Origin of the sequence: Pseudomonas sp. Pf153, assembly GCF_001269775.1 — a bacterium.
In the GTDB taxonomy this organism is placed as follows: domain Bacteria; phylum Pseudomonadota; class Gammaproteobacteria; order Pseudomonadales; family Pseudomonadaceae; genus Aquipseudomonas; species Aquipseudomonas uvaldensis.
On the sequence record NZ_LHVL01000009.1, the window covers coordinates 25758 to 44646 of the forward strand.

An 18889-nucleotide genomic window follows, 5' to 3' on the forward strand; every position below is an offset into this window, starting at 1 on the left:
CCACTCCCAATCGACAGAACCGTCACACCTTGTCCTCGTCCAATTCGGGCGCTGCCGGCAAGGTGAACCCCGACACCGAACGACGCAGTTGGCTGGCCATCTTCGCCAGGTTACCGATGCTCTCGGCGGTAGCAGTGGAGCCGGACGATGTCTGCGTGGTGATCTGCTGGATCACGTTCATCGTCAGGGAAATCTGCCCCGCCGAGGTGGTTTGTTGTCGCGCTGCGTTGGAAATGCTCTGGATCAGCGCCGCGAGGGTCCTGGACACGCCTTCGATTTCCTCTAGGGCCACACCGGCATCCTGGGCCAGGCGGGCGCCGCGCACCACTTCGCTGGTGGTCTGCTCCATGGAAATCACCGCTTCGTTGGTGTCGGCCTGAATCGCCCGCACCAGCGTTTCGATCTGCCGGGTTGCCGCGGAAGAACGCTCCGCCAGCCGCTGCACCTCGTCGGCCACCACTGCGAACCCGCGCCCGGCATCGCCGGCCATGGACGCCTGGATGGCGGCGTTGAGGGCCAGGATGTTGGTCTGGTCGGCGATGTCGTCGATCAGGCTGACAATGTCGCCGATTTCCTGGGAAGACTCGCCCAGGCGCTTGATGCGTTTGGCGGTGTCCTGGATCTGCTCGCGGATATTGTCCATGCCATGAATGGTGTTGTGCACCACCTCGTTGCCCTTGTTGGCGATCTCCACGGAGCGCTCGGCCACCGCCGACGACTCGGCGGCGGTGGCCGAAACCTGGTCGATGGACTGAGCCATTTCATTGATTGAAGTCGAAGCTTCGCTGATTTGCTGGGCCTGGTGTTCGGAAGCCTGGGCCAGGTGCATGGCGGTGGCCTGGGTTTCCTGGACCGCCGCGGCGACCTGGCCGGCGGTGAGATTGATGGTGGCGACCAAGTCACGCAGTTGGTCCACCGAATAATTGATAGAGTCGGCGATGGTACCGGTGAAGTCCTCGGTAACCGACGCCGTGACAGTCAGGTCACCGTCGGCCAGGTCGGCGATTTCGTCCAGAAGACGCATGATCGCGTTCTGGTTGCGCTCGTTCTTCTGCGCGGTTTCGTGCAGTTGGCGATTGGTTTCACGGACCATGACCAGGCCGATCAGGATGATCGACGTCAGCGCCAGCAGGCCCAGCACGTAGCCACCGATGGTGTGGACGGAGCGGCCTGCGGCGAGGTTCTCCAGTGCCGTGGTCAAGTGCGAGGCTTCGTCGAGCAGGGTCTGTGACAGGTTGAAGATATTGCCAGCCGATTCGCGGACCTTGAACAGCTCCGGCGAGGTCTCGAGAATTTCGTCTACCGAGCCCGAAACGAACTCGAACAGCTCGCTGATTTCAGTGAGGCGTGCCCGGGCGTCGCGGTCCTGGACCTGGGAAATCTTCAAGGTTGGATCACCTTGCAGCATGCCGTTGAGTACCTGGCCGAAACGTGCGGCATCGCGGCCGAAGGTGTCGGCGGCCTGGCTGGCGTTCTCATCCCCCGCCAATACGGTGTTCACTGCGCCAAGAATGCGTTCGGCCAGCAACGACTGACGTTGGGCCATGGCCACCTGGCCGGCGGGCGCGCCACGTTGCAACAGGATTTCGACGACTTTCTCGTACTCGACCTGCAACTGCGGCACGGTTTCGGCCAGGGTCGCCGCCACCTGGTGCAACGACAGCACGGTCTGCTCACTGGACAGGATGGCATCGGTGTTCTTGAGCAGGCGCTCCCAGTCCAGTTGCACGGCGCGCAACTGGGGCCGCAGGGTCGAGGGCGCCGGCGGCAGTCCAGTCACCGGGTCGCCTTGCTTGAGATACCCCCAACGCTGGGCGAAATCGTTGCGGGCGTCGCTCAACAGCTTGAATGCCGCAGCCTTGCCAGCGGCGGCCTCGGTGGCGTTTTTGGCAATGCGCTGGGACAGCACGCGCAACTCGCCGGCATGGCCGATGTACTGCTTGTCGTAGGTGGACTGGGTATTGAGGTAGGCGAAATTGGCGAACAACAGCATGATGAAGACGATCAGCGCGACGAACAGCACGATGATCTGCGAACGACTGCGCGACGCTTCCAGTGGCTTGCCTGTGCTTGCTTTGATCATCGGTTCTCGCCTGTACTGCCCAATCCAACTCGCCATGGGTGACTGACCTCAGGGCGGCTCTGTGGGAGCAAGGCTTGCCCGCGATGATGACAACACGGTTTGCTGCCGACCGAGGCGTCTGCATCGCGAGCAAGCTTTGCTCCCACAGGCTCGCTCCCACAGGAGGCTGCGCTGTATCTGTTAAATCGCCACATCCATGAACCCCGCCGACCGCGTCAACGCGAAAGGACTGAACACCTGCCACTGCCGCTCGCCGCGAAACCGGCCCTTGACGAATACCGCTTCCGGCCCGTCGAGATCGCCAACAGGCGTGGGCTCCAGGCTGTCCTGGGCGAAATGCTGCAGCCCGAGGACTTCGTCCACCAGCAACCCGGCAAATATCTCGTCGTGATCCACCACCAGCACCCGCCTTTGCTTGCGCACGGCCGACAGTTCATGACCGAAAAAACCGCACAGGTCCATCAAGGGCAACAGCCGGCCACGTAGGTTAGCCACGCCGCGCACCCATGGCTTGACCCCGGGCAGATGCGTATGGCGCGGCTCATGCAGCACTTCGCTGACTTCGTCCATGGGGGCCACGTACCAGTGCTCGCCCAGGCGAAAGCCGATGCCACTCCAGTTATGGCGCAGGATCGGCTGGGACGGCAGGTCCGCGGCCAGCGACCGGCAGCGCCGGTCAATCTGCGCCAGCAGTTCGAACGCGGTCAGGGATGGGCTCATGGCCGCGACGTCAACCCGCCAGTACGTTGTCGAGGGTCTTGATCAGGGTGTCTTCGTCCACCGGCTTGGTCAGGTAATCCTTTGCGCCCTGGCGCGTGCCCCAGACCTTGTCGGTGTCCTGGTCCTTGGTGGTGATGATGATCACCGGGATATGGCCGGTTTCCGGGTCCTTTGTGAGCTGGCGTGTCGCCTGGAAACCATTGAGGCCCGGCATGACGATGTCCATCAGCACAGCGTCGGGCTTTTCCTGGCGCGCCAGGGCCACGCCGTCGGCGCCGTTCTCAGCTTTCAGGACCTGATGGCCGTGCTTTTCCAGCATGCCGGTCAGCTTGTACATTTCGGTCGGCGAATCATCGACGATCAGAATTCGTGCCATGGTGTTCCCCATTTTTGTCGACCCCAGGCCCAACGGCCGAGCGTCATTTAATGTGCCTGGTGCGGCTGGACGGCGGCAAAGCCCGGGACATGGGCCTGTATCGCGCCCAGCAGTTCTTCCCTGCTGAAAGGCTTGGTCAAAAACTGATCGGAACCGACGATGCGTCCCTTGGCCTTGTCGAACAGGCCATCGCGGGACGACAGCATGATCACCGGCGTGGCCTTGAACGCACTGTTGTTCTTGATCAGGGCGCAGGTCTGATAACCGTCCAGACGCGGCATCATGATGTCGACAAAGATGATGCCCGGATGATGGTCGGTAATCTTGGCCAGGGCATCGAAGCCGTCGACAGCCGTGATCACTTCGCAACCCACGTTGCGCAGCAAGGTTTCGGCGGTGCGGCGGATGGTCTTCGAGTCGTCGATGACCATGACCTTCAAGGCGCTGGGTTGTTGTTGCGTAAGATGCTCTGCCATTGCCACTGCGAACCGGTTTTTTACGCGTAAATGCGACCGACGGCGCAAGCCCTTGATGTTCAAGGCCCGCGCGCCACATGGCAGCCTTTTTAGCACAGTCTCCGGCGCCGGGCTATCGGCCGCTCGGTGCGATGGTTTTTCCTTGACCGCCAATTCGCCGGGCGCCACTCTGACGCCACTTTTTTACATCATTCGTGTCCATCAGATTTCGAGGAACCAAGCCATGAGCGTACGCGTCGGCATTGTCATGGACCCTATTGCCAGCATTTCCTACAAAAAGGATAGCTCGCTGGCCATGCTGCTGGCCGCCCAAAAGCGCGGCTGGGAGCTGTTCTATATGGAGCAGCGCGATCTCTACCAGGCCGAAGGCCAGGCGCGGGCGCGGATGAAGCCGCTGAAAGTCTTCGCCAACCCGGAGAAATGGTTCGAACTGGACGCCGAAAGCGATGCATTGCTGAGCGATCTGGACGTGATCCTGATGCGTAAGGATCCGCCTTTCGACATGGAGTTCGTGTACTCCACCTACCTGCTGGAACAAGCCGAAAGCGCCGGCGTGCTGGTGGTCAACAAGCCCCAGAGTCTGCGCGACTGCAACGAAAAGCTGTTCGCCACACTGTTCCCGCACTGCACGCCCCCCACCATCGTCAGCCGGCGCCCGGATGTACTGCGAGAATTCGCCGACCATCACGGCGACGTGATCCTCAAGCCGCTGGATGGCATGGGCGGGTCTTCGATCTTCCGCCACACCGCCGGCCATCCGAACCTGTCGGTGATCTTGGAAACCCTGACTCTGCACGGCCAGCAGCAGATCATGATCCAGGCGTACCTGCCGGCCATCGTCGACGGCGACAAGCGCATCCTGATGATCGACGGCGAGCCGGTGGACTATTGCCTGGCACGCATCCCGGCGGCCGGCGAAACCCGTGGCAACCTGGCGGCCGGTGGTCGGGGCGAAGCGCGACCGCTGACCGAGAAAGACCGCTGGATCGCCGCCCAGGTCGGTCCGACCCTGCGGGAAAAAGGCCTGCTGTTCGTGGGCCTGGACGTGATCGGCGAACACCTGACGGAAATCAACGTCACCAGCCCGACCTGCATCCGCGAGATCGACAACGCCTTCGGCACCGACATCGGCGGCCTGCTGATGGATGCCATCGATCAGAAGCTCAAGGCTCGTTGATCCGGATCTGATGAAGGAAACCGACATTGCGTTATCATGCCCGGCCTGAAAAAAACGCGATGCTGGTTTCCTTGTCATGACCCTCCCATCCGATCTGCCCCAAGAACTCGCCCATCGCGGCGTGCGCCCGGCCGATCGCCTTGGTTTTACCTTGTTCCTGGCAGCGCTGATCCACCTGGCCCTGCTGCTGGGCGTCGGGTTTGCCACGGTCGAACCCAAGCAGATCAGCCAGACCCTGGAAATCACCCTGGCCACCTTCAAGAGCGAAACCAAGCCCAAGCAGGCGGACTTCCTGGCCCAGGATAACCAGCAGGGCAGCGGCACCCTGGAAAAGAAGGCGACCCCCAAGACCACCGAGATCGCACCCTTCCAGGACAATCAAGTGCAAAAGGCCACCCCTGCGCCGGCAGCCAAGCCCGAAGTGCAGGAAACCGCGCCCAAGGCGGCCGTGACCACTGTGGCACCGAAGCCGAAAAAAGCCCCGGTCAAGGAAGAGGTCAAGCCCGATCCCAAGCCCAAGGCCCCGACGCCGACCTTCGACAGCGCCCAGTTGTCCAGCGACATCGCCAGCCTGGAAGCCGAACTGGCCCAGGAACAGCAGCTCTATGCCAAGCGCCCGCGCATTCACCGCTTGAGCGCCGCCTCGACCATGCGCGACAAGGGCGCCTGGTACAAGGATGAGTGGCGCAAGAAAGTCGAGCGCATCGGCAACCTCAATTACCCCGACGAAGCCCGACGCAAGCAGATCTACGGCAACCTGCGGCTGATGGTCTCGATCAACCGCGACGGTTCCTTGTATGAAGTGCTGGTGCTGGAGTCTTCCGGCCAGCCATTGCTGGACCAGGCGGCCCAGCGCATCGTGCGCCTGGCCGCGCCATTCGCGCCGTTTACCGGGGACCTGTCGGACATCGACCGCCTGGAAATCATTCGCACCTGGAAATTTGCCCGGGGTGACCGGCTTTCGAGCAACTGATCCACCGCACAACCTTTGTGGGAGCGGGCTTGCCCGCGAAGACGGTGGCCCAGTCACAAGATAGCCATTGACTGTACTGGCCCCTTCGCGAGCAAGCCCGCTCCCACAGCGGGATGAGGACCCACTGCTGCATTTCCTGCACATCCCCAGCTTGTCAGTTCCGCCCTGCACCGCCACACTAGCGCCTATGAAAAATGTCAGCCCCACCTACCTCAAGCATCACTTCCTGATTGCCATGCCGCACATGGCCGATCCGAACTTTGCCCACACCTTGACCTACATCGTCGAGCACACGGCCAATGGCGCCATGGGGCTAGTGATCAATCGGCCGCAGGAGCTCAACCTGGCGGACATTCTCGAGCAGTTGCGCCCCGAAGTAGAGCCGCCATTGTTGTGCCAGCACGTCCCGATTTTCATCGGTGGCCCGGTACAGACTGACCGCGGCTTCGTGCTCCATCCGTCGGGACAGAGTTATCAGGCCACCGTGGAGCTTGATGGCATATCGCTTTCCACCTCCCAGGATGTACTGTTCGCCATTGCCGATGGTGTCGGCCCGGAAAAAAGCCTGATCGCCCTCGGTTATGCCGGTTGGGAAGCCGGGCAGCTGGAAGCCGAACTCGCCGACAACGCTTGGCTGACCTGCCCGTTCGACGCCGACATCCTGTTCAATACCAGCAGCGAACTGCGCCTGGAAGCGGCGGCCAGCCGGCTGGGTATCAACCTCAGCCTGCTGACCAGTCAGGCAGGCCACGCCTGATGGCCCTGCGTTTGCTGCTGGGATTCGATTACGGCACCAAACAGATCGGCGTCGCGGTCGGCCAGGTCGTGACCGGGCAGGCCCGCGAGCTGTGCACGCTGAAGGCGCAGAACGGGGTGCCGGACTGGAATCAGGTCGAAGCGCTGATCAAGGAATGGAAACCCGACGCCGTGGTGGTCGGCCTGCCACTGAACATGGACGGCACGCCCAGCGACATGTGCGTACGCGCCGAAAAGTTCGCCCGCCGGCTCAACGGCCGTTTCAACCTGCCTTTCTATACCCACGACGAGCGCCTCACGACGTTCGAAGCCAAGGGCGAGCGCCAAGGGCGCGGGGGGCAGAAAGGCAGTTACCGCGACAACCCGGTGGACGCCATCGCCGCCGCCCTGCTGTTGCAGGGCTGGCTCGATGCCAATACCGCCCTGTTCGATACCTGATTTTCGAAAGCGCCGCCAAGGCGCTTTCTTTTAGCGATGAACCGCGCCACTCACACCGGCCCGGAAACCTGAAGGAGCCAGCATGAGCCTGCCCAATCCTGCCGAACTGATCAGTCAGATGGCGATCCGTCTCAAGGCACACCTGGAACAACGCGGCATCAGCGAGCCGCGCTATATCGGTATTCGCACCGGTGGCGTGTGGGTCGCCCAGGCCTTGCTCGAAGTATTGGGCAGCCAGTCGCCCCTGGGCACCCTGGATGTATCCTTCTACCGCGACGACTTCAGTCAGAACGGCCTGCATCCGCAAGTGCGTCCTTCGGCGCTACCCTTCGAGATCGAGGGCCAGCACTTGGTGCTGATCGACGACGTTCTGATGAGCGGCCGAACCATCCGCGCCGCCATGAACGAGTTGTTCGACTATGGCCGCCCGGCCAGCGTGACCCTGGTCTGCCTGCTGGACCTGGACGCCGCCGAACTGCCGATTCGCCCGAACGTGGTCGGCGCGACGCTGACGCTGGCCGCTCACGAGCGGGTCAAGCTCCTGGGCCCGACGCCGCTGCAACTCGAACTGCAAGACCTTGCCCTTTAACTGCCCTTGTAAGAGTCCATCGCGATGACGCCTCTCGAAACCAAGCGCCCGCTGCAGCTCAACGATCAGGGCCAGCTGCGGCACTTCCTGTCCCTCGACGGCCTGCGCCGCGAGCTGCTGACGGAAATTCTCGACACTGCCGACTCGTTCCTCGAGGTCGGCGCCCGGGCGGTGAAGAAAGTCCCGTTGCTGCGCGGCAAGACCGTGTGCAACGTGTTCTTCGAAAACTCCACCCGCACCCGCACAACCTTCGAGCTGGCCGCCCAGCGGCTGTCGGCGGACGTGATCACCCTCAACGTGTCCACGTCTTCGGCGAGCAAGGGTGAGACCCTGCTCGATACCCTGCGCAACCTCGAAGCCATGGCTGCGGACATGTTCGTGGTGCGTCACGGCGATTCCGGGGCGGCGCATTTCATTGCCGAACATGTCTGCCCGCAGGTGGCGATCATCAACGGCGGCGACGGCCGTCACGCCCACCCGACCCAGGGCATGCTGGACATGCTCACCATCCGCCGCCACAAGGGCGGCTTCGAGAATCTCTCGGTGGCCATCGTCGGCGACATCCTGCACTCCAGGGTGGCCCGCTCCAACATGCTGGCCCTCAAGACCCTCGGCTGCCCGGACATCCGGGTGATTGCCCCCAAGACCCTGCTGCCCATTGGCGTCGAGCAATACGGCGTGAAGGTCTACACCGACATGACCGAAGGCCTCAAGGATGTCGACGTGGTGATCATGCTGCGCCTGCAACGTGAACGCATGACCGGCGGCCTGTTGCCCAGCGAAGGCGAGTTCTACCGCCTGTTCGGCCTGACCACCGCCCGACTGGCCGGGGCCAAGCCCGACGCCATCGTCATGCACCCGGGACCGATCAACCGAGGCGTAGAGATCGAGTCGGCAGTGGCCGACGGCCCGCATTCAGTGATCCTCAACCAAGTGACCTACGGCATCGCCATTCGCATGGCCGTGCTCTCCATGGCCATGAGCGGACAAACGGCCCAGCGCCAACTCGACCAGGAGAACGCCCAGTGAAACTCAGCATTCTCGGCGCACGCGTGATCGATCCGGCCAGCGGCCTGGATCAAGTGACCGACATTCATATCGATGCCTGCAAGATCGCCGCGCTTGGCGCCGCACCGGCCGGCTTCACTGCCGCCCAGACCCTCGATGCCCGGGGTCTGGTGGCCGCGCCCGGTCTGGTAGACCTGAACGTCGCCCTGCGCGAGCCCGGCTACAGTCGCAAAGGCACCATTGTCAGCGAGACACACGCTGCCGCCGTCGGTGGCGTGACCAGCCTGTGCTGCCCGCCACGGACCAAACCGGTCCTGGACACGTCGGCCGTGGCCGAACTGATCCTCGACCGCGCCCGCGAAGCCGGCAACACCAAGGTGTTCCCCATTGGCGCCTTGAGCAAAGGCCTGGAAGGCGAGCAACTGGCCGAACTCATCGCCCTGCGTGACGCCGGTTGCGTGGCCTTCGGCAACGGCTTGAACAACTTCCGCAACACCCGCACGCTGTGTCGCGCCCTGGAATACGCGGCGACCTTCGGCCTGACGGTGATCTTCAACTCGCAGGATAATGACCTGGCCGACGGCGGGCTGGCCCACGAAGGCCCGACCGCCAGTTTCCTCGGCCTGCCCGGCATTCCGGAAACCGCCGAGACCGTGGCCCTGGCCCGGGACCTGCTGCTGGTGGAACAGAGCGGCGTGCGCGCCCACTTCAGCCAGCTCACCAGCGCTCGTGGCGCGGCGCTGATCGCCCAGGCCCAGGCTCGTGGTCTGCCGGTCACCGCTGATGTGGCGCTGTACCAGTTAATCCTGACCGACGAAGCGCTGATCGACTTCAACAGCGTCTATCACGTCCAACCGCCTCTGCGCACCCGCGCCGACCGGGATGGCCTGCGTGAAGCCGTGAAGTCCGGCGTGATCTCGGCCATTGCCAGCCATCACCAGCCCCACGAGCGCGATGCCAAGCTGGCGCCGTTCGGTGCCACGGAGCCTGGCATCAGCAGCGTCGAATTGTTGCTACCGCTGGCCCTGACATTGGTGGAAGACGGCTTGCTGGACCTGCCGACCCTGCTGGCTCGCCTGAGCACCGGCCCGGCCCAGGCGCTGGAGCTGCCGGCTGGCAAACTGGCCGTCGGCGCGGCGGCGGACCTGGTACTGTTCGACCCGTGCGCATCGACCGTGGCCGGCGAAGCCTGGCGCTCCAAGGGTGACAACTGCCCGTTCCTCGGTCACAGCCTGCCGGGTGTGGTGCGTTATACCTTGATGGATGGACGGATTACCCACCAGGCCTGATACCGCGTCGCCTGCTTCGCGAGCAAGCCCGCTCCCACATTGGATCATAGGGTGCTCACAAGATATGTGATCACTGAAGATCCAGTGTGGGAGCGGGCTTGCTCGCGAATACAGGCGACTCGGTCTTCCCGCCTTACTGAAAAGCCCCTCGCTTCTGCGCATTACGAATCGACACCTGATCGTTCAGCGTCCAGAAGTCATACAGCACCCCCAGGAAGAACACCCCGCCGGTCAGCAAGTAGACGATACCGCTGAGCCACTTGCCCTGATACATGCGGTGCACACCAAAAACACCGAGAAACGTCAGCAGGATCCACGCCACGCTGTATTCGATCGGCCCCGGAGTGAAGCGCAGGTCCGCTTCGCGGTCCATGGACGGTATCAGGAACAGGTCGATCAGCCAGCCAATGCCCAGCAAGCCCAGCGTGAAGAACCAGATCGTGCCCGTCACCGGCTTGCCATAGTAGAAGCGGTGGGCACCGGTGAAACCGAAAATCCAGAGCAGATACCCGATGACTTTGCTGTGTGTATCGTGCGCTGTGCCCTGCTGATAGCTGTTCATGAATGGTCTCTTTACCTCGATAGATAAATTTGTTGGGACTTTTTGTGACTTTTTCGTGTCGAGCCGACAAGCGGTGCCTGATGATGCGAGTCGGCGAAAGCCCCGGAATACGGGGGTTCTGTCGGACAATCCGTACAAAATGCCGCAATTACCCGCTTTTTAGCGCCCTTTTGAATCGACAAACGGCCTCGGAATCGCAAAAAAAGCTGTTATAAAGTTGCGCGCTAACCTTTATGAGCCCTGCCTAATGCGTCCATTTTTCAAGACATGGCTGACCCTTTGCCTATTATTGCCCCTGGCCGCCCACGCCACCAACCGTGAGCAACGTCTTCCCAATATCAATGGCTTCACACCTAAATCCCATGTTTCTGCTCCTTCGAGCAAGAACCGGCAGAACGCCCAGCGTGTGAGCACCGCCAACAGCAAGCTGGTGCCGCCCATGGCCGCCAAGACAAGCAGCACTGTCCTGAGCCGCGCCGTGAATGTGCTTGGCACCCCTTATCGCTGGGGCGGCAGCAGTCCGAGCAAGGGTTTCGATTGCAGTGGACTGGTGAAATATGCCTTCAACGATGCCACCTTCGATCTGCCACGCACCTCCAATGCAATGGCCAGCGGGCATGGCGAGAAAGTCGATCGCAAGGACCTCAAGCCCGGCGATCTGATTTTCTTCAAGCTCAAAAGCCGTCGGGTCAATCACGTCGCGATCTACCTGGGCAACGACCGTTTTATCCACGCGCCGCGTCGTGGCAAGTCGGTGACCATCGACAATTTGAACAAACCCTACTGGGACACCCATTACGTGGTGGCCAAGCGGGTCTTGCCGAAAGAGCCGGCGGGGATGCGAGTCGTTCAGCGCTGATCCAGCGTTCAAGGCCCAGCCGATAGCCCCATCGCGAGCAGGCTCGCTCCCACAGGGAATGCACTCTTCTGTGGGAGCGAGCCTGCTCGCGATAGCGTCCTCGAAACCTACTTAGAAATTATCCGGCGTGCGCGCCCTCTCCCGCGCATGCTCCCGGCTGATCAGCCCCTTGCTCACCAGATCCTTCAAGCACATGTCCAGGGTCTGCATTCCCAGCGAGCCGCCAGTCTGGATGGCCGAGTACATCTGCGCCACCTTGTCTTCACGGATCAGGTTACGGATCGCCGCCGTGCCCAGCATGATTTCATGGGCCGCGACGCGACCGCCGCCGATCTTCTTGATCAGCGTCTGGGAGATCACCGCTTGCAGCGACTCCGACAGCATCGAGCGAACCATGGACTTTTCATCGCCCGGGAACACGTCCACCACCCGGTCGATGGTCTTGGCCGCCGAAGTGGTGTGCAGGGTGCCGAACACCAGGTGCCCGGTTTCAGCAGCGGTCAGCGCCAGGCGGATGGTTTCCAGGTCGCGCATCTCCCCCACCAGGATCACGTCCGGATCTTCCCGCAGGGCCGAGCGCAGAGCCGTGGAAAAACCCTGGGTGTCGCGGTGCACTTCCCGCTGGTTGATCAGGCATTTGCGCGGTTCGTGGACAAATTCGATGGGGTCTTCGATGGTGAGGATATGGTGATGCTTATGAGTGTTGAGGTAATCGATCATCGCCGCCAGCGTAGTGGACTTGCCCGAACCGGTTGGCCCGGTCACCAGCACCAGTCCCCGGGGCGCTTCGGTCACTTTGCGAAACACATCGCCCATCCCCAGGTCTTCCATGGTCAGGACTTTCGACGGAATGGTCCGGAACACCGCTCCCGCCCCACGATTCTGGTTGAAGGCGTTGACCCGAAACCGTGCCACACCCGGTACTTCGAAGGAAAAATCGGTTTCCAGAAGCTTTTCGTAATCGACTCGCTGCCGGTCGTTCATGATGTCGTAGATCAACTCATGGACCTGCTTGTGGTCCAGTGCCGGCAGGTTGATCCTGCGCACATCGCCGTCGACGCGGATCATTGGCGGCAGCCCGGCGGACAGATGCAGGTCCGACGCCCCCTGTTTGGCGCTGAACGCCAGCAGTTCGGTGATATCCATAGCGCTCCTCAATTCCAGTAGAATGCCGCGAACCTCAGACCCGCTGGCGCTTCTTTATGTCCACCATAGCAGACAACATCGCCCAGGTAGTTTCACGGATCCGCGCCGCGGAACAAGCCGCCCAACGTGCCGAACACAGCGTTCAGCTGCTGGCGGTAAGCAAGACAAAACCCGCCCAGGCCCTGCGGGAAGCCTATGCCGCCGGCTTGCGGGATTTCGGTGAGAACTACCTGCAAGAGGCACTGGGCAAGCAGGCCGAACTGACCGACCTGCCCTTGATCTGGCACTTCATCGGCCCCATTCAGTCGAACAAGACGCGCGCTATCGCTGAACATTTCGCCTGGGTGCACTCCGTGGATCGCCTGAAAATTGCCCAACGCCTGTCCGAACAGCGCCCGGCCGAGTTGCCGCCGCTGAACATCTGCATCCAGGTCAACGTCAGCGGCGAAGCCAGCAAATCCGGCTGTACCCCAACGGACCTGCCAGCCCTCGCCGACGCCATCAGCGCCTTGCCGCGCCTGAGGCTGCGTGGACTGATGGCCATTCCTGAACCAACCGAAGATCGCACGGCCCAGGACACTGCCTTTGCCACTGTCCAACGCCTGCAAGCCAGCCTCGACCTGCCACTGGACACCCTGTCCATGGGCATGAGCCACGACCTCGAATCCGCCATCGCCCAGGGCGCTACCTGGGTCCGTATCGGCACGGCCCTGTTTGGCGCCCGCGACTACGGCACCCGTTAACCCATGCCGACTCAACTCTTCAATCAAGGACCTGTCATGAGCAACACGCGTATTGCCTTCATCGGCGCCGGCAACATGGCCGCCAGCCTGATCGGCGGCCTGCGGGCCAAGGGCCTGGATGCCTCGCAGATCCGCGCCAGCGATCCCGGTGACGAGACCCGCGCCCGAGTGAGCGCCGAGCACGGCATCGAAACCTTCGCCGACAACGCCCAGGCCATCGACGGCGTCGACGTCGTCGTGCTGGCGGTCAAGCCACAGGCGATGAAAACCGTGTGCGAAGCCCTTCGCCCGAGCCTCAAGCCTGATCAATTGGTGGTATCGATTGCCGCTGGCATCACCTGCGCCAGCATGAACAATTGGCTCGGTGCCCAGCCGATCGTACGTTGTATGCCGAACACCCCGGCGTTACTGCGCCAGGGCGTCAGCGGTCTGTTCGCGACCCCGCAGGTCTCTACCGGACAACGCCAGCAGGCCGAAGAACTCTTGTCGGCCGTGGGCCTGGCGCTGTGGCTGGAGACAGAACAGCAACTGGACGCGGTCACCGCCGTATCCGGCTCGGGGCCGGCGTATTTCTTCCTGCTGATCGAAGCCATGACCGCCGCTGGCGAGAAGCTTGGCCTGCCTCGGGAAACCGCCGCTCGGCTCACCCTGCAGACCGCCCTCGGCGCCGCGCATATGGCGGTGTCCAGTGACGTTGACGCCGCCGAGCTGCGCCGTCGCGTGACTTCGCCCGCCGGCACCACCGAAGCGGCGATCAAATCGTTCCAGGCCGGGGGCTTTGAAGCCCTGGTGGAAAAAGCACTCGGCGCCGCCGCGCATCGCTCGGCCGAGATGGCCGAACAACTGGGCCAATAAAGGAGCCATTCATGATCGGATTGAACACCGCAGCGGTCTATGTGCTGCAAACCCTTGGCAGCCTGTACCTGTTGATCGTGCTGCTGCGCTTCGTGCTACAGCTGGTGCGCGCCAACTTCTACAATCCGCTGTGCCAGTTCGTCGTCAAGGCTACCCAGCCGCTGCTCAAGCCGCTGCGTAGGATTATCCCGAGCCTGTTCGGCCTGGACATGTCGTCGTTGCTGCTGGCGATCCTGATACAAATGGCGCTGATGGCCCTGACCCTGCTGTTGACCTATGGCACCACTGGTAACCCGCTGCAGCTGCTGATCTGGTCGATCATCGGCGTGACCGCGTTGTTTCTGAAGATCTTCTTCTTCGCCCTGATCATCAGCGTGATCCTGTCGTGGGTCGCGCCGGGCAGCCACAACCCGGGCGCCGAGCTGGTAAACCAGATCTGCGAGCCGGCCCTGGCACCGTTCCGTCGCATCGTGCCGAACCTCGGCGGCCTGGACATCTCGCCGATCCTGGCGTTCCTGGTGCTCAAGCTGATCGACATGCTGGTGATCAACAACCTGGCGGCAGTGACCATGATGCCGGAGATCCTGCGGGTGCTGATCTGACCCGATACCGGCCTGATCAGTCAGCACCTCTCTCTGTGGGAGCAAAGCTTGCTCGCGAAACAGGCACCTCGGTTCCTGAAAGACCGCACTGTCTTTATCGCGGGCAAGCCTTGCTCCCACAGGTTTGCATCTGCTGAACAATCAGCGCGGCCCATTGCTTGCCGCTAACCCCAGCGGTCTTTAGACTTACGCCTCATTTCAACGAGAGCAGGGTCGATGCCAGCTGTCTTTCCCCCCGATTCCGTTGGTCTGGTGACGCCGCAAATGGCGCATTTCAGCGAGCCCCTGGCCCTTGCCTGCGGCCGTTCGTTGCCAGCCTATGACCTGATCTACGAAACCTACGGCAGCCTCAACGCCACGGCCAGCAATGCCGTGCTGATCTGCCATGCCTTGTCGGGTCACCACCACGCCGCCGGCTACCACAGCGTCGATGACCGCAAGCCCGGCTGGTGGGACAGTTGCATCGGCCCCGGCAAGCCCATCGACACCAATCGATTCTTCGTGGTGAGCCTGAACAACCTCGGCGGCTGCAACGGTTCCACCGGTCCCAGCAGCATCAATCCGGACACCGGCAAGCCCTTCGGGGCCGAATTCCCGGTATTGACCGTGGAAGACTGGGTGCATAGCCAGGCCCGTCTGGCCGACCGGCTCGGCATCGCCCAGTGGGCCGCCGTCATCGGCGGCAGCCTGGGTGGCATGCAGGCCCTGCAATGGACCATCACCTACCCGGACCGCGTGCGCCATTGCCTGGCAATCGCCTCGGCCCCCAAGCTGTCGGCGCAGAATATCGCCTTCAACGAAGTGGCGCGCCAGGCGATCCTCACCGACCCGGAATTCCACGGCGGCTCGTTCCAGGAACAGGGCGTGATTCCCAAGCGCGGGCTGATGCTGGCACGGATGGTCGGGCACATCACCTACCTGTCCGATGACTCCATGGGCGAGAAATTCGGCCGAGGCCTCAAGAGCGAGAAGCTCAACTACGACTTCCACAGCGTCGAGTTCCAGGTCGAAAGCTACCTGCGCTATCAGGGCGAAGAGTTCTCCGGGCGTTTCGATGCCAACACCTACCTGTTGATGACCAAGGCCCTGGACTACTTCGACCCGGCGGCAAACTTCAACGACGACCTGGCGAAAACCTTCGCAGGCGCCACCGCCAAGTTCTGCGTGATGTCGTTCACCACCGACTGGCGCTTCTCCCCCGCCCGCTCCCGGGAACTGGTGGACGCGTTGATGGCTGCGCGCAAGGACGTCTGCTACCTGGAAATCGACGCCCCCCAGGGCCATGACGCCTTCTTGATCCCGATCCCGCGCTATCTGCAGGCGTTCGGCAACTACATGAACCGTATTACGCTGTGAGGACGCCATGAGAGCCGATCTGGAAATCATCCAGGAATGGATCCCCGCCGGCAGCCGTGTGCTCGACCTGGGTTGCGGCAACGGCGAACTGCTGACCTGGCTGCGGGACAACAAGCAAGTCACAGGCTATGGCCTGGAAAACGACCCGGACAATATCGCCGAATGCGTGGCCAAGGGGATCAATGTCATCGAGCAGGACCTGGACAAGGGCCTGGGCAATTTCGCCAGCAACAGCTTCGACATCGTGGTCATGACCCAGGCGCTGCAAGCGGTGCACTACCCGGACAGGATCCTCGACGAAATGCTGCGGGTCGGGCGCCAGTGCATCATCACCTTCCCCAACTTCGGGCACTGGCGCTGCCGCTGGTACCTGGCGAGCAAGGGCCGCATGCCAGTGTCGGAATTCCTGCCCTACACCTGGTACAACACGCCGAATATCCATTTCTGTACCTTCGAGGATTTCGAGGAACTGTGCCGCGAGCGCCAGGCCAAGGTCATCGACCGCCTGGCGGTGGACCAGCAGCACCGCCATGGGTGGGCCAGTAAACTATGGCCTAATCTATTAGGTGAGATAGGCATTTATCGGGTCAGCAGCCCAGGCCTCACCGACCACCAGGTCGCGGTGTAACCCCCGCCTGATCAGGAGCACGACATGAAACGTCTAGCGTTGTTTCTCATTACCGCCTGTCTGAGTGTCATGGCCATGGCCGCCGAGGTCATCAAGCCCGAACGCATGGAGGTGTTTGGTGACATCACTGTGCATTACAACACCTACAACTCCACCTTTCTGAAGCCGGAAACTGCCAAGGCAGCCGGACTGAGCCGAGACAGCAAGGAAGGCGTAATCATTATTTCCGCGCTCCGGGCTGGCAAATCCCTGGAGGCCGAGGTCAGTGGCTCAATCAAGGACCTTATCGGCAACAGCATCCCGCTGACCTTCAAAAAGGTGGACGAGCCGAACGCGCTCTATTACGTCGCTCAGTATCCTGTACAACAACAGGAAGTTCGTACCTTTGAAGTCGCTGTGAAAACCGGCGACAAAGTCAACACCCTCAATTTCAACCAGGAACTGTTCCCCGGCCAATGATGAACCTCAGCCAACTCGTACTGGCCAGCCACAACGCCGGCAAACTCAAGGAACTCCAGGCCATGCTCGGCGGGTCGGTGCAGCTGCGCTCGATCGGCGAATTCAGCCAGGTGGAGCCTGAAGAAACCGGTTTGTCCTTCGTCGAGAACGCCATCCTCAAGGCCCGCAACGCGGCGCGTATTTCCGGCCTGCCGGCATTGGCCGACGACTCCGGGCTGGCGGTGGATTTCCTCGGCGGCGCGCCGGGCATCTATTCGGCGCGCTATGCCGACGGCAAGGGTGATGCGGCGAACAACGCCAAGCTACTCGAAGCCCTCAAGGACGTGCCTGAAGCCGAGCGCGGCGCGCAGTTCGTTTGCGTGCTGGCCCTGGTACGCCATGCCGACGACCCGCTGCCGATCCTCTGCGAAGGCTTGTGGCATGGGCGCATCCTCACCGAGGCCAGCGGCGAACACGGCTTTGGCTACGACCCGCTGTTCTGGGTGCCGGAGCGCAACTGTTCCAGCGCCGAGCTGGGCCCGGTTGAAAAAAACCAGCTTAGCCACCGCGCCCGCGCCATGGCCCTGCTGCGTCAACGCCTGGGTCTGCAATGACCAATGATTCCCCCGCACCGCTGATACACGGCGGTGCACAAGCGCCCAGGGCGCCGCTGCCGGTGTTGCCACCCTTGGCGCTGTACGTCCATATCCCGTGGTGCGTGCGTAAATGCCCGTATTGCGATTTCAACTCCCACGCCGCCAGCGCACAGCTGCCGGAAGAGGCATACATCGACGCCCTGCTGGCCGACCTCGATCAGGACCTGCACGCAGTACACGGTCGACAACTGAGCTCGATCTTCTTTGGCGGCGGCACTCCAAGCCTCTTCAGCGCCCAGGCCCTGGGTCGGCTGCTCGAAGGCGTGGCGACGCGAATACCCTTCGCCCCGGACATCGAGATTACCCTGGAAGCCAACCCCGGCACCTTCGAGCAGGAGAAGTTCGTCGCGTACCGGGCCTTGGGCATCAATCGCCTGTCCATTGGCATCCAGAGTTTCCAGCAGGCCAAGCTCGAAGCCCTGGGCCGGATCCACAACGGTGACGAAGCCGTGCGGGCCGCCGGCATGGCCCGCCAGGCCGGGTTCGATAACTTCAACCTGGACCTGATGCACGGCCTGCCCGACCAATCCCTCGACGACGCCCTGAGCGACCTGCGCCAGGCCATCGCCTTGAAGCCGACTCACCTGTCCTGGTACCAGCTGACGTTGGAGCCGAACACGGTGTTCTGGAACCAGCCACCAACGCTGCCGGAAGACGACACCCTGTGGGACATCCAGGAGGCGGGGCAGGCACTGCTGGCCGAACAGGGTTACGCACAGTACGAAGTCTCCGCCTATGCCCAGCCCGGCCGGGCGGCGCGGCACAACCTCAACTACTGGAGCTTTGGCGATTTCATCGGCATCGGTGCCGGCGCCCACGGCAAGCTCAGCCATCCGGACGGGCGCATCGTGCGCACCTGGAAGACTCGCTTGCCCAAAGACTACCTCAACCCGGCCAAGCGCTTTCTGGCTGGCGAAAAAGTCCTGAACAACGAAGAGCTGCCCTTCGAGTTCCTGATGAATGCCCTGCGGCTGACCGAAGGCGTAGAGGCGCGGCTGTATCCGCAGCGTACCGGGTTACCCCTGGAAAGCCTGGCCAAAGGCCGGCGCGAGGCCGAACAAAGCGGGTTGTTGCAGGTCGAACCGTCACGTCTGGCGGCGACCGAGCGCGGACAGCTGTTTCTCAACGACTTGCTGCAGAAATTTCTGAGCTGATCAAC

Annotated in this window: 22 protein-coding genes; 16 read left to right on the forward strand and 6 right to left on the reverse strand. The window is 62.3% G+C overall.

The genetic code is table 11. The features are described from left to right. Nucleotides 1–22: 22 nt before the first annotated feature. From AD666_RS05075 to AD666_RS05090, 4 genes are all read right to left on the reverse strand, one after another. On the reverse strand, nucleotides 23–2083 hold the full coding sequence (locus tag AD666_RS05075; RefSeq protein ID WP_053148219.1) for a methyl-accepting chemotaxis protein: 2061 nt from the start codon (nucleotides 2081–2083) through the stop codon (nucleotides 23–25). Between the two features lie 180 nt (nucleotides 2084–2263). Next, complete coding sequence (locus AD666_RS05080) at nucleotides 2264–2803, reverse strand: chemotaxis protein CheW (protein ID WP_053148221.1); 540 nt, start codon at nucleotides 2801–2803, stop codon at nucleotides 2264–2266. Nucleotides 2804–2813: 10 nt separating this feature from the next. Continuing rightward, the gene (gene pilH, locus AD666_RS05085; protein ID WP_053149649.1) at nucleotides 2814–3179 is read right to left on the reverse strand and encodes a twitching motility response regulator PilH; all 366 of its coding nucleotides are present in this window, start codon (nucleotides 3177–3179) and stop codon (nucleotides 2814–2816) included. 47 nt (nucleotides 3180–3226) lie between these two features. Then, nucleotides 3227–3655, reverse strand: a complete 429-nt coding sequence (locus AD666_RS05090) for a PleD family two-component system response regulator (RefSeq protein WP_053148223.1) — start codon at nucleotides 3653–3655, stop codon at nucleotides 3227–3229. A 223-nt stretch (nucleotides 3656–3878) separates the two neighbouring features. On the opposite strand from AD666_RS05090, the gene gshB reads away from it, so the two are divergent. The 7 genes from gshB (at nucleotide 3879) to AD666_RS05125 (ending at nucleotide 9885) form a co-directional block, all read left to right on the forward strand. After that, nucleotides 3879–4832, forward strand: a complete 954-nt coding sequence (gene gshB / locus AD666_RS05095) for a glutathione synthase (RefSeq protein ID WP_053148225.1) — start codon at nucleotides 3879–3881, stop codon at nucleotides 4830–4832. Between the two features lie 76 nt (nucleotides 4833–4908). Next, nucleotides 4909–5805, forward strand: a complete 897-nt coding sequence (locus AD666_RS05100) for an energy transducer TonB (protein ID WP_053148227.1) — start codon at nucleotides 4909–4911, stop codon at nucleotides 5803–5805. A gap of 187 nt (nucleotides 5806–5992) precedes the next feature. After that, nucleotides 5993–6562 carry a YqgE/AlgH family protein gene (locus tag AD666_RS05105; protein ID WP_053148229.1) on the forward strand — a complete coding sequence of 190 codons (570 nt, stop codon included), beginning with the start codon at nucleotides 5993–5995 and terminating at the stop codon, nucleotides 6560–6562. Further along, nucleotides 6562–6999, forward strand: a complete 438-nt coding sequence (gene ruvX / locus AD666_RS05110; protein WP_053148231.1) for a Holliday junction resolvase RuvX — start codon at nucleotides 6562–6564, stop codon at nucleotides 6997–6999. The genes AD666_RS05105 and ruvX overlap by 1 nt, the downstream gene beginning before the upstream one ends. Before the next feature lie 82 nt (nucleotides 7000–7081). Then, the gene (pyrR, locus tag AD666_RS05115; protein ID WP_053148233.1) at nucleotides 7082–7588 is read left to right on the forward strand and encodes a bifunctional pyr operon transcriptional regulator/uracil phosphoribosyltransferase PyrR; all 507 of its coding nucleotides are present in this window, start codon (nucleotides 7082–7084) and stop codon (nucleotides 7586–7588) included. Between the two features lie 24 nt (nucleotides 7589–7612). Beyond that, entirely contained in the window at nucleotides 7613–8617 is a 1005-nt protein-coding gene (locus AD666_RS05120; RefSeq protein ID WP_053148235.1) for an aspartate carbamoyltransferase catalytic subunit, read from the forward strand. Continuing rightward, nucleotides 8614–9885, forward strand: coding sequence for a dihydroorotase (locus AD666_RS05125; protein ID WP_053148237.1), 1272 nt, complete (start codon nucleotides 8614–8616; stop codon nucleotides 9883–9885). Before AD666_RS05120 ends, AD666_RS05125 begins: the two co-directional genes overlap by 4 nt. Nucleotides 9886–10018: 133 nt before the next feature. Here AD666_RS05125 and AD666_RS05130 read toward each other — a convergent pair whose 3' ends face one another. Next, nucleotides 10019–10447, reverse strand: a complete 429-nt coding sequence (locus AD666_RS05130; RefSeq protein ID WP_053148238.1) for a TM2 domain-containing protein — start codon at nucleotides 10445–10447, stop codon at nucleotides 10019–10021. A gap of 247 nt (nucleotides 10448–10694) precedes the next feature. Between AD666_RS05130 and AD666_RS05135 the strand changes: the two genes are divergently transcribed. Further along, the gene (locus tag AD666_RS05135) at nucleotides 10695–11306 is read left to right on the forward strand and encodes a C40 family peptidase (RefSeq protein ID WP_053148240.1); all 612 of its coding nucleotides are present in this window, start codon (nucleotides 10695–10697) and stop codon (nucleotides 11304–11306) included. A gap of 111 nt (nucleotides 11307–11417) precedes the next feature. Here AD666_RS05135 and AD666_RS05140 read toward each other — a convergent pair whose 3' ends face one another. Then, a complete protein-coding gene (locus AD666_RS05140) occupies nucleotides 11418–12452 on the reverse strand; it encodes a type IV pilus twitching motility protein PilT (protein ID WP_053148242.1) in 1035 nt (344 codons plus the stop codon). A gap of 56 nt (nucleotides 12453–12508) precedes the next feature. On the opposite strand from AD666_RS05140, the gene AD666_RS05145 reads away from it, so the two are divergent. From AD666_RS05145 to hemW, 8 genes are all read left to right on the forward strand, one after another. Next, nucleotides 12509–13195: a YggS family pyridoxal phosphate-dependent enzyme gene (locus tag AD666_RS05145; RefSeq protein ID WP_053148244.1), complete on the forward strand. Its 687-nt coding sequence runs from the start codon at nucleotides 12509–12511 to the stop codon at nucleotides 13193–13195. Between the two features lie 36 nt (nucleotides 13196–13231). Continuing rightward, nucleotides 13232–14050: a pyrroline-5-carboxylate reductase gene (gene proC / locus AD666_RS05150; RefSeq protein WP_053148246.1), complete on the forward strand. Its 819-nt coding sequence runs from the start codon at nucleotides 13232–13234 to the stop codon at nucleotides 14048–14050. An 11-nt stretch (nucleotides 14051–14061) separates the two neighbouring features. Beyond that, nucleotides 14062–14652, forward strand: a complete 591-nt coding sequence (locus AD666_RS05155; protein WP_053148248.1) for a YggT family protein — start codon at nucleotides 14062–14064, stop codon at nucleotides 14650–14652. Nucleotides 14653–14868: 216 nt separating this feature from the next. Then, nucleotides 14869–16008, forward strand: coding sequence for a homoserine O-acetyltransferase (locus AD666_RS05160; RefSeq protein ID WP_053148250.1), 1140 nt, complete (start codon nucleotides 14869–14871; stop codon nucleotides 16006–16008). Nucleotides 16009–16015: 7 nt separating this feature from the next. Next, complete coding sequence (gene metW / locus AD666_RS05165; RefSeq protein ID WP_053148252.1) at nucleotides 16016–16636, forward strand: methionine biosynthesis protein MetW; 621 nt, start codon at nucleotides 16016–16018, stop codon at nucleotides 16634–16636. 24 nt (nucleotides 16637–16660) lie between these two features. After that, nucleotides 16661–17095: a DUF4426 domain-containing protein gene (locus tag AD666_RS05170; protein WP_053148254.1), complete on the forward strand. Its 435-nt coding sequence runs from the start codon at nucleotides 16661–16663 to the stop codon at nucleotides 17093–17095. Then, nucleotides 17092–17688 carry an RdgB/HAM1 family non-canonical purine NTP pyrophosphatase gene (gene rdgB / locus AD666_RS05175; RefSeq protein WP_053148256.1) on the forward strand — a complete coding sequence of 199 codons (597 nt, stop codon included), beginning with the start codon at nucleotides 17092–17094 and terminating at the stop codon, nucleotides 17686–17688. Before AD666_RS05170 ends, rdgB begins: the two co-directional genes overlap by 4 nt. Continuing rightward, nucleotides 17685–18884 carry a radical SAM family heme chaperone HemW gene (gene hemW, locus AD666_RS05180; protein ID WP_053148258.1) on the forward strand — a complete coding sequence of 400 codons (1200 nt, stop codon included), beginning with the start codon at nucleotides 17685–17687 and terminating at the stop codon, nucleotides 18882–18884. The genes rdgB and hemW overlap by 4 nt, the downstream gene beginning before the upstream one ends. Nucleotides 18885–18889: the final 5 nt, after the last annotated feature.